This is a genomic window from Brevibacillus composti (assembly GCF_016406105.1).
In the GTDB taxonomy this organism is placed as follows: domain Bacteria; phylum Bacillota; class Bacilli; order Brevibacillales; family Brevibacillaceae; genus Brevibacillus; species Brevibacillus composti.
On sequence record NZ_CP066308.1, the window covers coordinates 3855532 to 3868493 of the forward strand.

Annotated in this window: 12 protein-coding genes, 2 pseudogenes and 1 other annotated feature; of the genes and pseudogenes, 1 reads left to right on the forward strand and 13 read right to left on the reverse strand. The window is 46.7% G+C overall.

The window, feature by feature from the left end; all coding sequences use genetic code 11:
* Positions 1-199 precede the first annotated feature (199 nt).
* From JD108_RS19365 to ilvB, 13 genes and pseudogenes are all read right to left on the reverse strand, one after another.
* Entirely contained in the window at positions 200-1405 is a 1206-nt protein-coding gene (locus tag JD108_RS19365) for a transposase (RefSeq protein ID WP_007781419.1), read from the reverse strand.
* 403 nt (positions 1406-1808) lie between these two features.
* A complete protein-coding gene (locus tag JD108_RS19370; protein WP_198827584.1) occupies positions 1809-2180 on the reverse strand; it encodes a rhodanese-like domain-containing protein in 372 nt (123 codons plus the stop codon).
* A gap of 9 nt (positions 2181-2189) precedes the next feature.
* Positions 2190-2333: pseudogene (locus JD108_RS22465) on the reverse strand (metal-sensing transcriptional repressor); the annotation flags it as partial.
* Positions 2334-2427: 94 nt separating this feature from the next.
* Positions 2428-2575: pseudogene (locus JD108_RS19375) on the reverse strand (DsrE/DsrF/DrsH-like family protein); the annotation flags it as partial.
* Between the two features lie 60 nt (positions 2576-2635).
* Complete coding sequence (locus JD108_RS19380) at positions 2636-2860, reverse strand: sulfurtransferase TusA family protein (RefSeq protein WP_198827585.1); 225 nt, start codon at positions 2858-2860, stop codon at positions 2636-2638.
* A gap of 203 nt (positions 2861-3063) precedes the next feature.
* Positions 3064-4218: an IS4 family transposase gene (locus JD108_RS19385; RefSeq protein WP_198826839.1), complete on the reverse strand. Its 1155-nt coding sequence runs from the start codon at positions 4216-4218 to the stop codon at positions 3064-3066.
* A 149-nt stretch (positions 4219-4367) separates the two neighbouring features.
* Positions 4368-4766, reverse strand: a complete 399-nt coding sequence (locus JD108_RS19390; RefSeq protein WP_198827586.1) for a DsrE/DsrF/DrsH-like family protein — start codon at positions 4764-4766, stop codon at positions 4368-4370.
* Positions 4767-4797: 31 nt separating this feature from the next.
* Complete coding sequence (locus JD108_RS19395) at positions 4798-5376, reverse strand: sulfurtransferase TusA family protein (RefSeq protein WP_198827587.1); 579 nt, start codon at positions 5374-5376, stop codon at positions 4798-4800.
* Positions 5377-5495: 119 nt separating this feature from the next.
* Entirely contained in the window at positions 5496-6281 is a 786-nt protein-coding gene (locus tag JD108_RS19400; RefSeq protein WP_198827588.1) for a sulfite exporter TauE/SafE family protein, read from the reverse strand.
* 94 nt (positions 6282-6375) lie between these two features.
* Positions 6376-7521 (reverse strand): MBL fold metallo-hydrolase, encoded by a 1146-nt coding sequence (locus JD108_RS19405; RefSeq protein ID WP_198827589.1) that lies wholly within the window; start codon positions 7519-7521, stop codon positions 6376-6378.
* 682 nt (positions 7522-8203) lie between these two features.
* Positions 8204-9190, reverse strand: a complete 987-nt coding sequence (locus JD108_RS19410; RefSeq protein WP_198827590.1) for a ketol-acid reductoisomerase — start codon at positions 9188-9190, stop codon at positions 8204-8206.
* 6 nt (positions 9191-9196) lie between these two features.
* Entirely contained in the window at positions 9197-9454 is a 258-nt protein-coding gene (locus JD108_RS22885; RefSeq protein ID WP_407649448.1) for an ACT domain-containing protein, read from the reverse strand.
* Positions 9455-9471: 17 nt separating this feature from the next.
* Positions 9472-11178: a biosynthetic-type acetolactate synthase large subunit gene (gene ilvB, locus JD108_RS19420; RefSeq protein WP_198827592.1), complete on the reverse strand. Its 1707-nt coding sequence runs from the start codon at positions 11176-11178 to the stop codon at positions 9472-9474.
* 724 nt (positions 11179-11902) lie between these two features.
* Positions 11903-12172: a binding site (T-box leader), on the reverse strand.
* 352 nt (positions 12173-12524) lie between these two features.
* Here ilvB and JD108_RS19425 point away from each other — a divergent pair.
* Complete coding sequence (locus JD108_RS19425; RefSeq protein WP_198827593.1) at positions 12525-12893, forward strand: HsmA family protein; 369 nt, start codon at positions 12525-12527, stop codon at positions 12891-12893.
* Positions 12894-12962 lie beyond the last annotated feature (69 nt).

Consider the following 12962-nt stretch of genomic DNA (forward strand, 5'->3'; position numbering starts at 1 on the left):
GCCTCTTGGAATGGTTCTTGCCACAAAATGCATCGCCTGCTCTCTATTTTCTGTATTGAGCCTTTTGCAAAATTCACTTCTTGATTAGACGCGATAAATTCGAAGGAGTCCTTGCATGAAGAATTGTTATCAAAATAAAAGAAAATCAAGGGCTAACACTGATTTTGGGCAGACCTGCAGAATTTTATCGCTCCGTTTTTTACGCAGCTTCCTTCTCGATCTTATGTATTCTTGCCACAGCCAGTGCGGAAACCAAAAGGACGATGGCATTCAGATATACATGCGTCTTGACTTTCTCGATGCCCCATACATGCAGGGAATTGGCTGTCAAATACGATTTGAGGCGAGAGTTGCAACGCTCTACACTGGTTCGTTCGTTGTAAAGTTCTTTCCAGCGTTTGGTATCTCGATGTGGATGGCTGTATCGACGAAGATCATCCTTGATGTCGACTTTCACCACCATGCCGTAATTCGATGCAGAACAAGCCGCCATGCCGAGAGGACAGTCCACTTTTCCTGTTGCATGGGGGCAGCGGAACTTGAGTTGGTCGCCATCGGCTCCCCAATACGTCATCTCGTACCCCATGGAGCAGCAGGGAGTCCCATTTGACGTCATGCCAGCGGGAGGCTCTTTCTCATTGCGTAGATTTAGTGGGATAATCGCTTGCGCCCCGATTCTACGAGCAGCTATGTAATTCTTCAACTGATCGTATCCGGCATCCATCATGACGAAGTCCACTTTTGTTAGCCGACGAGCCGCTACCTGCTCCATCAGCACAGGACCCATATCTCCGTCATTTATATGGGCGGGAGTGACCTTAAGAGCCATGGGCAATTCGCTTTTTGTATCCACCGCAAGGTGAATCTTGTACCCAAACCACGAAAGCTTATTTCCGAACGAGTCGAATTTGGCTCCCCAATTGGCATTGCCTGTCTGCTCACTGCGAGACTTCGGTTGCTTCTTTTCATACGCTTCAATGGCTGCGCTGTCGATGGCCAGATGGTTCCCCTTGATGATTCCTTCACTTTGGCAGAAGCGAACGAGATCCAGAAATAGTTGCTCTGCCAACCCCTTCCTGGTCAGTTCGGCAAATACTCGGCTAATCGTAGCGATTGATGGAGCTGAGCGGTCTAAAGGGAAACCGCATTGATATCTGAAACGCAAATCCAACTCAAGACGACGCTGCAATGTGGTAAATGTTGAGATTCCTTCCAACGGTGCGACCAGGAGTGCCCGAAGAATCGCTTGGCGGCAGTGCCCTTCAGCACCACGGGGTGAAGTACTTCTTAGCTGTTGGGCGTAGGGACGTAAATCAAGCACGCTGAAGAAAATAGGCAATCGCTCCCGCGATTCTAACTTTTGCAGTTCCTCAAAGGAAAACAGACTTTCTTGGAGAATATACAAAGTGACTTCCCTCCTCTGGGGTTTGTGGTTTGGTCACCGAAAAACTTCTCCAGGTCGGGGTGAAGTCCTTTTTTTATGCTCAGAAAACCTTGTTGCTCAAGGGTTTAGATTTATGCAAAAGGCTCGTATTAGATGAAAGGTGCACTTGAATATCATTTTGCACTTTTTGTTAGATTTTGAAAACTATAAAACTGTTCAAAAATTATCGAACTTAACTTTCACCTTTATCTCACCTGTATCTTTGCTACTTGTTGACTAAGTCCGAATATAAATAAAAAACTTTAGAGCAAATGTTTGCCTAAAGTTTTTGAAGTATTGCCGATGCGGCCGTCCATCGAATTCTCATAAATCCGTGCAAACCCCAGCTCTCTGGCATTAGGCTTCGGCATCGTGCACTTCAGGTTTATTGTTGGATAGGGCCGCTCCATGCCGAGATTCCCCCGTTCAAGTTGGCAAGATTGGTGTATCCGTTTCGACTCAGCAGTTTTGCAGCTTGCTTGCTCCGCATACCGCTCTGGCAATAAAGAAACACTTTCTTGTCTTTTGGAATCTCCCCCATGCGCTGCGACAGTTGACTTAACGGGATATTCACGGCACCTGCAATATGTCCCCGTTTATATTCATGAACTTCCCGGACATCAATGACCTTATTCCCCTTGGATTCTTCCTGAAACTGCTTTGCGGATAAATTACGCACTCCTTTTACAGGAGCAAATTGTTTATACAGCATCCAGATGACAAATAAAGCCAAAACGATATAAAAGATATAATCCATAGCTTACACCTACCTGCTTTTCACTAAGAGTTCCACCGCTTCTTGCACTACTTTTTTTGTATTTCCGCCGTTCGCTTGTTCGTCCAGAATACATTGCTCCAAATTCACCGCTACAACAAGCGCCATCGTTTTATCAATCGCACTTCGCACGGCTCAATCGTCTTTTCATGCTTTCATCATATTTCATCTTAGCAACCCCCTATACATGTATAGGTATATTTTAACCCTTAATGGGGGGAACTCGTCATTAATAAATCAATTCAGTTCGCGTCAGCTGCATCCCCAAATAAGCAGGGACCCCTGCATAGACGATTCCATCGATAAGTTCTTCTTTTTGCAGTCCTAGTAAATTACATGGTCATGGTACAAGCATCTAGCTTCACGCCTTGCTCTTGATCCTTGTATTCTGCCTTGTAAAAATCGGGTGGTGCAAGCCACCCGATCCGTCAGTGACATTACCCTTTCTTCACAAGGAACGTAAATACGCCGTTCTCTTCCTTCACATCAACCAGTTCATGATTCGTTTGATTCACCCACGCTTGGAAGTCGTTTATAGAGCCCTTATCGGTAGTTTGCAGCTCCATGATTTGACCTGTCTGAATCGAGTCGATTCCTCTCTTTGCTTTCACAATCGGCATTGGGCATGATAGCCCCTTTGCGTCAATCACGATATCGGCCATTTCGTTCTCCCCCTCTTTTGTATTAGAAATCAATAGCGTTGCATAAACATTGCTTTTCTATCGTTTATAGAATTTTCTGAAAACGGACCTGCCGCCGTATAGGCTAAAAAGTTAAGGGGGCTATGCATGCAAGGCAGTCATTGTCCATTTGGTAATATATAGGATTTCAAGGTGCTGATTACCTTTTCTTGCTTTGCGTTGCCTTAGCTCTTCACGACCTTCTGCCGACCTTTCGAAGTGCGTGCTGGTTTTCGAAATACAGCCGCTTTAAAAACTTCCCACGACTTGGTGAGATTCGATTTTAGTAGTCGGCTTAGATCAAGCAGCGACTTAGTTGTCGAGAGCTCCAGTTTCATCAGGAGCAGAAGGCAGTAACTAATCAGGCAAATCAGGATCTGGTTCCATACGGCGTTTTCATCTTCACCGTAGAATCGCGTCAACTTCAGATGCTGCTTCAACCATCGGAAGAAGGTTTCAATCTTCCAGCGATTGCGGTACAAGTCGCCGATTTCTTCAGCGGTCAGATCGAATCGGTTCGTTATGATTCGGATGGGATTTCCTTTTAAATCGACGGTTTCGATGAGGCGAAGAACATGCTTCATCTGTTTGGCCCCTTTGCCGATCTTCACCATGCGATCCCGAGTCATGACCGAGCCTTCCGCTGTTGGAAATTCATCCATCACTTCGACAATAGCATTGTCTTTCAACCGAGTAACGAAGAAGACTCCATCCCAGCAGTACTGGTCGTATTTCTCGTAGTCCACGTAGCCGCGGTCAAATACATAAGTAGCGCCGGTTTCATCGATGAGCGCATCCATTTGGGTGCGATCTGACGGCTTGGCCGGAGTGAGCACGGCCTTCTCCGGATAGACCGTATCCGGATCACAGAAGGTCACGCGTAAGTGGAGTTTCACGCCGGCTTTCGTTTTCCGGTACGTTGCCCACTTGTACTTGCTAAGACACAGACTCATGGTCGTGGAATCCAGCAGTTTAACCGTACCGACTCGCCCAGCGGCAGGCGTGCGAATGCGAGTGACCTGAGCGACCAGATCGACAAATAGCTGCTGTAAAAGTTCCGGCGACAGCTTGTTGTTCTTCCTGGAAAGCTGCGAAATACTGATGGAGGTGATGCCGAGTTCTTTCTGGAAGGCTTCGTTATTCTCAATTTCGGTGACAATGTCCCGCAAAGCCTTGCGCTGATTCAGCTGAGCGTCCATGAAGATGAGAAGGTACGCTAGAGTGGTAAGCTTCTTCACATACTTGTCTTCGCCGGTTTCTGTGGTCCAGTCGGAAATTATTTTTGCATTTAAGGGTGCAACCCATTTACCAAATGACGAAAGTAGTGTATCCTTGTCCATGCGTGATCTCCTATGATTAGGGATTTGGACAGGACTACCTGCTACCCTAATTATGGAGATTTTTTCTTGCAATGGACGTCTTTAATTTAACATTTTTAGCACAATTTAGAATAACAGAGAAGGGTTCGAATTTAATGCAACGCTATTGATTAGAAATGTAATGTGACTTGCGCATCAAAGGCATAATCGAGATAAGCCGCCGCTCCTCCAAGTTCAATGCCATCGATGAAATCTTCCTTGTCGAGTCCCATGACATCAACCGTCATCTGGCAAGCGATCATGCGCACGCCGGATTCCTTTGCAATCTCAAGCAGTTGGCCGATGGTCGGAACATTCGCCTTCTTAAAGCCCTCCGTTAAACCCGCATTTTCCGGCTTAAGTTGAAGCATCTGCTCTGAATTCTTATGAATGATCGACAAACCTTCAAAGGTGAAGAAAATCCCTACTTCTGCGTCTAATGCTGCTGCGGCTGTTGCGATGTTCAACACCTTATACGCGGTTTCCAAACCTGCGGACGATGCAATAATTGCCACTCTTTTGTTTGCCATGTTTTGTTGGCCTCCTTATAGGTATATAAATTTACTCGTCTCGTTCTGTCGCGCCTTGCCACCCGGACATACCGGGAACTACGTTCTTTACCTTGGAAAACCCGCGTTCTGAAAGCAATTGGCATGCCATATCACTTCGGGTACCCGTTCTGCAGACAACATAGTATTCTTGATCGGGCTGCAGCTGCTTTAGCTTCTCCTCCAGCTCTCCCATTGGTACGGAGATCGCTCCAGGAATCCGCTCAAAGCTGTATTCCGCAGGCTCCCGCACATCCAGTACGTTGATCTTCTCCCCGGAAGCAAGTTTATCTGCCAATTCCTCATTACTTACAACATGCGGGTACTTTGTTTCGCGTTTCGTCTCATGCTCCGACGCTTTCCTTAGGAAGTGACGGAACACTCCGTCCTCCTCCTTCAACCCGATATACTGGTGGCCTGTGCGGTTCGCCCAGCTTTGCAGATCGGCTACGGAGCCTTTGTCCGTGGCGCGTACCTCCAACACTTCACCAGACTGAATTTCTTCCATGGCTTTCTTGGTTTTCACGACAGGCATCGGGCAAGCCAAGCCTTCACAATCGACAACACGATTCGTTTGGATTACGGCTGTCATTCTACATACCTCCCAACCTTAGTCATGTGAAACATCCCCGTCCCACTCCAACAACCGACGTTTTACTTCATGAGGAAGAATATCCTTTGAAGATTTGCCTGCCAGATGATTCACCTTCCTTACATCAAGATATCAAACCAAATTTTAACAACGGTAGCTGTAATCAGCCCTGCAAGGATCCATTGAAGTACTTTCACATTCATCGTCTTCCCTGCTTTTGCACCCAGGGGTGAAGCAATAATGCTGGCCACTACCATGACGATCGACGGGATCCAAAGCAGATGTCCACCCATCACCTTCCCGACCGTCGTCCCGATGGAGGAAATGAAGGTGATGGCCAGGGAAGAAGCAATTGCTATCCTTGTCGGGATCTTGAGCAGTACGAGCATAATCGGCACCGTGATAAAGGCTCCGGCTGCACCGACAATTCCTGACAAAATTCCAACGAGTCCCGCAGAGACGGATGCCAATCCCTTATTGAACTGCAAATTCGACAGGTCCGTGGCATCGTCGCCTTTCTTCGGCATAAACATCATCATCGCGGCAATCAACGCAAGCACGGCATAGGTCAAGTTAATCGCGCTGTCTGGGAGAAACTTGGAGCCGTAACCTCCAAGAAAACTTCCGATAATAATGGGAATGCCCATGTAAAACACAAGATTTTTATTGATAAAATTCCCTTTCCGGTAAGCGAAGATGCCGGCTAGCGTTGCGAAGAACACCTGAACCGCGCTCACCGCCGCAACTTCCTGTGCCGTAAAAGCAACGAAGCCAAGCGCAGGCGGAATGTACATCAGCATCGGGTATTTGATGATGGATCCGCCAATCCCGACCATTCCGGAAATGAAGGACCCAACGAAGCCTATTGCAAACAAAGTGAGAATCCACACTACATCGAGTTCCATTGAAAGTCCTTCTTTCAATATTTCATATACTGGTATGGGTATATATTGTGGCTATCTGTGTTGTCAATTTCCTTCTGGGAAGTGTAACCACTTCTTATTTGTCGTGAACTGCGCAACGATTCGGTCCCAGCTCCATCTCACGTTGCTCTTCCTCATTCGGCGTCATTTTGCCCATGTTCGTTTGGCGGATTTCCTGATAAGCGTTCGGCTGCGGCGGAAGATGCTCCGTGACCATCACTCTGAATTCTTGATCGTCTTGAATGTTCAGCCCTGGGTTGGAACGGTACAAATCGCCCAATCTTGCGGACACCTTCCCGCCTTCCCCAAGCTCCGTCACTTGGCCGAAATGCGCTGGGAGAACAATCAGATCCTCAGACAGATTCTTGTACGTTTGATACAGCGTTTTCCGCAGATCGCTGACCCAATCCTCCGCTTTCCCCGCAAGATCGGGTCGGCCGATCGAAGCAACAAACAAGATGTCTCCGGTAAGCAAGTACTGATCATCCACAAGAAAGGATGTGCTGCCGACCGTGTGCCCCGGGGAATAGAGGGCTTTCATTCTGATTTCCGTGTTCCCAACGGTAATTACGTCCCCGTCCTCAAGCGGTTCATATGGGAAGGTCACCTCTGTCGCATCCTTCGGCGGCAGCCAGTACTTGGCATTCATTTTCTCGGCTAACCGTCTTCCTCCGGAAATATGGTCTGCGTGCAGGTGTGTATCAAGCGTATGCTTGATTTGAACGCCGTGCTCCTTAGCAAACTGCTCGAATACATCGGTCATCCGTACGGCATCAATCACGGCTGCGTCTTTGCCGGAGATCACCATGTAAGACAAACAGCCTTTCCCGATTCGGACGAATTGATACAGCTCTCCGCCGTTTTTCAAATCGCCCACCTTAACAGGCTCCAAATATTCGCTCCAAGCCTTCATGCCGCCCTCTAAGTAGTAGATGTTTGTTCTGCCGGCTTCGACCAGCTGCTCAGCCACAAACTTAGAAGAGCCCTCTTTCGCGCAAACCACCAAGATGTCTTTCCCGTTTGGGATTTTATCCAGTGCAGGATCCACCCCATCCAGCAGATCAAAGTAAGGGATGTTGATGATATCAATCTTCCCGCCTTCAATTCTCCAATTGTCATACTCCGATGTATTGCGAACGTCGAGTATGAACAACTCTTCGTTCTTCAGCAGCTTCTTTGTCAGCTGTTCCGAAGTCATCGCCTTCATTGTGGCAGTAACCATTTTTACTGACCTCCTCCATGTTTGGTTTTATTATGTTCTTTTTGGTGTTGATAACCCCAAACAAATACGTATGGGGGTATATATGACTCCAAAAATTAATACCCATGGGGGTATGTGTATATACTACTTGATCTTTACGAATGTGTCAACCATCACAACGACATAGATCATGGGAATTAAACTGGTAGTGTTTCAAGAATGGCTAACTCTATTCTGCAAAGAAGAAACCACCCGGATGAGGTGGTTTTCTTGCATTATGGCACTTTCGATGATCGACCGGCGACAATTGCTTGTACATAATAATTTCCCACTTATAAAATAAAAAGTCACCCGTAGGCGACTTTTATTTTCTGTTATGCATGCATTTATAGTGAAAAAATCAGAGGTCTTCATCGAAATTATTCATGCATAAGTTTGCCACAGCGGGAAAGTTTTGATCAACACACAATAAAAAGCCGCCATGAAGGCGGCTAATCTTATGTATTGGTGGAGGCAGGGGGATTCGAACCCCCGTCCGACCTTAGTGCCCCGCAGGGGTAAAACAGCGATACATAAGCATCTCCGAGCGCAGTCACTCATTTACGTTTCACCTTGCGCGTGATTGCCTGCACTCGCACAGACGACCCCTTTTGTCATCTACTCTGGAGATAGCATGCGAATCAAATGGTAGGCTCCACGAATCCTATTTTCCGATCCAACTCATCATGGCTCGCAGTTTTCCACCGATTTCTTCAATAGGGTGGTTCGCATCCATTTGCTTCATTGCATGATAAAGAGGGCGACCGGCTTGATTTTCCAAAATCCACTTCTTGGCGAATTCCCCACGCTGAATTTCGGTTAATACTTGGCGCATTTCTTTTTTCGTATCCCCCGTAACGATGCGTGATCCCGTGACGTAATCTCCATATTCGGCTGTATCAGAAATAGAGTGACGCATACGGGATAAACCGCCTTCATACATCAAGTCTACGATTAGCTTTAGCTCGTGCAGACATTCAAAGTAGGCGATCTCCGGACGATAGCCTGCTTCTACCAACGTCTCGAATCCTGCCTTTACCAATGCTGTCATGCCACCGCATAAAACAGCTTGCTCCCCAAACAGATCCGTTTCCGTCTCTTCACGAAAGCTTGTTTCGAATACCCCTGCGCGAGTACAACCAATTGCTTTTGCATAAGCGAGTGATATCTCCTTCGCTTGCCCTGTTGCATCTTGGTGAACGGCAAGCAATCCTGGAACTCCACCGCCTTGGGAGTACACCCGACGCACCAAATGACCTGGGCTTTTTGGTGCGACCATGGCTACATCAACCTCCTCCGGCGGTACGATTTGGCCAAAATGAATATTGAAGCCATGTGAAAACAATAACATTTGTCCAGCACGAAGCTCTGGTGCCACTTCTTCCCGGTATACCCGAGCCTGTTGTTCATCCGGAAGTAACATCTGCACGACGTCAGAGCGGCGAACCGCTTCTTTTACGCTGACGACTTCAAAGCCGTCTTTTTCGGCTTGCTGCCAGGAGCGGCCAGTACGCAGCCCAATCAATACAGTGATACCAGAATCACGCAGGTTTTGTGCCTGAGCATGTCCCTGAGAGCCATAGCCTACCACCGCAACCACTTTATTTTTTAGAAGTTCCATGTTTACATCATGGTCATAGTACAACTTCATTATCGCTCACTCTTTCGTTTGGTTGTTATTTTTAGAAGCAATGTTACGGTCCGAGCATTTAAAAACGTTGATCACGTCTATTTGCTTTGCTAACTGCTTGATGAGCTGATCGATCATGCTGGAATCGCATTGGACGGTAATCCTTACGTTGGATAGATGCTGTTGATCTGCTCTATTTATGGACATACGATCAATCCGAATTCCTCGACGAGAATATACACCAAGGATTCGAATAAAAGTTGCCGGGTGATTGACCACCATCATTTGGATCGTTTGTTCGTTCACTCTTCCCACCCTTTCACGATTAATTCGCTATTCGCTCTGCCTGGTGGTACCATGGGAAAGACATTCTCGCTCTCTTCTACCAAGAAATCCACGACGACAGGGCCCGGGTGAGCTAGGGCTTCTTTAATGACAAGCTCCGCATCAGCCACTGTTGCGGCACGTAATCCTTTCACGCAAAACGCCTCAGCTACCTTGACAAAATCTGGACCACCAATCTGTGACTCTGACAAACGATTTTCATAAAACATCTCCTGCCACTGCCTTACCATTCCAAGGAAGCGATTATTGATAATAAACACCTTCACAGGGATGTTTAGTTCGGCAATTGTCTGCAATTCCTGGATATTCATCTGAAAAGAGGCGTCTCCAGCGATACAAACAACGGTTGATTCAGGCATGGCAATTTGAGCGCCTATCGCGGCAGGAAAACCAAATCCCATCGTACCGAGTCCTCCAGATGTGAGAAACGTTCGAGGCTTCTTGGCACGGTAATAGTGTGCCGCCCACATCTGGTGCTGTCCTACTTCCGTTGTGACGATTGCATTTCCATCCGTGATGTTACTCAACAAATCAATGACAAATTGTGGCTTCAATGCACGAGCCTGAACCTGGTCATACGAAAGTGGATACTCATGCGTCCACTGCTGCACCTGCGTTCTCCAATTCTCACAATCAGGTATTGGAGAAGGAAGTGACAAAGCTTGTAGGGCTGTTTTCACATCGCATACCAGTGAATAGTCAACAGGAACGATTTTACCCAGTTCAGACGGGTCGATATCAATGTGAATTTTTGTGGACTGTGGAGAAAATCGCTCTAGTTTCCCTGTAACCCGGTCATCAAAGCGGACACCACATGCCAACAAGAGATCACAATGATACACAGCCATATTGGCAGCATACGTTCCATGCATACCCAGCATCCCAAGAAACAGGGAGTCATCAGGAGGATACGCTCCCAATCCCATCAATGTCGAACAGACTGGAATACCCGTTTCCTTGGCAAATCGGCGTAATTCCTCGGAAGCGTTCCCACTTATAATCCCTCCACCGATGTAAAGAAGTGGTCGTTTCGCCTGTGAGATTGCCTGACGGATTGCTTCCATTTGATCCCTATCGATTTCAGATATCGTTTGCTTGATCCGTTTCGTAGCAGGTAAGGCAGTTTGGTATATGCAATGGGTACTCGCGATGTCCTTCGGGATATCAATAAGGACCGGACCTGGTCTACCCGTTGAGGCAATCTGGTACGCTTCCGCAAGCAAGCTTGGCAGTTCTTCCGGTGTACGTGCCTGAAAGCTGTATTTTGTCACTGGTGCCGTGATTCCGATCACATCCACCTCTTGAAATGCGTCTGTACCGATGAATGAGGAGGCAACCTGGCCTGTTATGACGACAAGGGGAACCGAATCCATATAGGCGTCTGCAATACCTGTTACCAGATTCGTGGCTCCTGGACCTGAGGTGGCAATGACTGTCCCGACTCTCCCGGTGGCCTTGGCATACCCTTCTGCTGCGTGGATTGCTGCTTGTTCGTGCCTGGTTAAAATGTGTCGAATCCCGCTTTGATACAGGGCATCATAAATCGGCAATATCGCTCCGCCCGGGTAGCCAAATACAGTATCTACCCCTAATTGCTTTAATGTCTCAATTACTTTCTTGGCACCAGTCATATCCACGGTGGCATCGTTTTTTGGTTGTTCCATACTTTGTCATCATCTCCTTAATCGAGTGTACACTCGGAAAGTCCTTGCACCTTGCTTCCATACAACTTGGTCAGCTTTCGGAATTCCTGCATGATCTGGTTCGTTACTTACCATGATCAAACATGGAAACAGTTGCTTGGCTCTTCGGTACCCATTTTCCATGCATGAACACCAATGATTCTTGTTTTGCTCACATCCAAAACACCACCTTTCAAATATTCAGTCTGAGATAAAATAAAAAAACTCCCGCCTCACACAACCATGCGGTGACATTGAATTTCATCCAATGTTCGGACCGATTGGTTGCTGAGGCGAGAGTCTCGCGGTACCACTCAGCTTCTCCACCCATTTTACAACAGGCAGACTTAAGAAGATCGTCCCTGACAGATCGCCAGTTCAGACTTCGGTTCAGTAACGAGAACCATGTCGTTGCCCACTACTGCTACACAATTGTGTCGTTCGCAGACAAAGCTCAGAGGTGATATTCGAATAAGGGTGATGACCGTCCTTCCAGCCACGGGACGGCCCTCTGGCATCAGAGCCTGATTCTACTTGTCCTCTTCCACACTATTTTTTCTTTTATGGGTTTTGGTTTTATGGGTTTTGGTATGATAATCGCAATTTCTCCGTCAATCATGAACCGTCATCCTTTCCAATAAAAAACTCCCGCCTCACACAACCATGCGGTGACATTGAATTTCATCCAATGTTCGGACCGATTGGTTGCTGAGGCGAGAGTCTCGCGGTACCACTCAGCTTCTCCGCCCCTTTTACAAAAGGCAGACTTAAGAAGATCGTCCCTGACAGATCGCCAGTTCAGACTTCGGTTCAGTAACGAGAACCATGTCGTTGCCCACTACTGCTACACAATTGTGTCGTTCGCAGACAAAGCTCAGAGGTGATATTCGAATAAGGGTGATGACCGTCCTTCCAGCCACGGGACGGCTCTCTGGCATCAGAGCCTGATTCTACTCGTCCTCTTCCACGCCATCTATTGGTAAATAATCGTATGTAAATGTTTGAACTGATTATAAATATAAAAAATATTTTTTGTCAAGCGAGTAAATAAAGTTACTTTGATTAAACTTGGGATCGCAACCCTGACTCATGGGGTGCCATCAACATTTCGAAATAAGCTTCGCCAGCGGTTCGCTTTCGATATTGATGACGGAAAAAAACTCCGCCGAATGCTACAAGTGTTAAGATAATGACGACCATCGAAAGGTCATTTAACCAGATCATGGTGATGATGTTAAATAACACTAAACGGTTATTCATCTTTTGTTCATTTTCCTGCACTACACTCATAAGCGTAATCAAAAATGTAACACAGGAGATGATCTAAGTTGTTAGCGTTCGCAGTTATTTTTATCAATCTTGCACTACTCTCATATACGATTGGTGTATGGAGTGAAAAGCGTTCCGGCCAGCTCCAAATGAAACACCTTGCTTATTTTGGCCTTGGGCTACTATTTGATACAGTAGGAACTACCTTTATGAAGCTGCTCGCAGAAAGTACAGTTTTAAATTTACATGGCATTACTGGGTTGATAGCATTGGTTCTGATGTTTTTCCACACTGTATGGGCCAGCTTCGTCTTATGGAGGAAGAAGGAGAACCAGATCAAGCAATTCCATAAATTCAGTCTGTTAGTATGGATTTTATGGCTAGTTCCTTATTCGTGTTGCGGCTCAAACATAATGTCCAGTTGCTGACGGAATTGCCTGTCCAATCGTTGCTGAATATAATGACCTTATCATTGAAAAGGAAAAAGGATGCCTCCC

What these genes read in the sequence shown, in the direction of transcription:
- JD108_RS19370 (WP_198827584.1), bottom strand. Translation starts at nt 2,180, where the DNA reads ATGGATTATATCTTTTATATCGTTTTGGCTTTATTTGTCATCTGGATG.
- JD108_RS19380 (WP_198827585.1), bottom strand. Translation starts at nt 2,860, where the DNA reads ATGGCCGATATCGTGATTGACGCAAAGGGGCTATCATGCCCAATGCCG.
- JD108_RS19385 (WP_198826839.1), bottom strand. Translation starts at nt 4,218, where the DNA reads ATGGACAAGGATACACTACTTTCGTCATTTGGTAAATGGGTTGCACCC.
- JD108_RS19390 (WP_198827586.1), bottom strand. Translation starts at nt 4,766, where the DNA reads ATGGCAAACAAAAGAGTGGCAATTATTGCATCGTCCGCAGGTTTGGAA.
- JD108_RS19395 (WP_198827587.1), bottom strand. Translation starts at nt 5,376, where the DNA reads ATGACAGCCGTAATCCAAACGAATCGTGTTGTCGATTGTGAAGGCTTG.
- JD108_RS19400 (WP_198827588.1), bottom strand. Translation starts at nt 6,281, where the DNA reads ATGGAACTCGATGTAGTGTGGATTCTCACTTTGTTTGCAATAGGCTTC.
- JD108_RS19405 (WP_198827589.1), bottom strand. Translation starts at nt 7,521, where the DNA reads ATGGTTACTGCCACAATGAAGGCGATGACTTCGGAACAGCTGACAAAG.
- JD108_RS19410 (WP_198827590.1), bottom strand. Translation starts at nt 9,190, where the DNA reads ATGAAGTTGTACTATGACCATGATGTAAACATGGAACTTCTAAAAAAT.
- JD108_RS22885 (WP_407649448.1), bottom strand. Translation starts at nt 9,454, where the DNA reads ATGATGGTGGTCAATCACCCGGCAACTTTTATTCGAATCCTTGGTGTA.
- ilvB (WP_198827592.1), bottom strand. Translation starts at nt 11,178, where the DNA reads ATGGAACAACCAAAAAACGATGCCACCGTGGATATGACTGGTGCCAAG.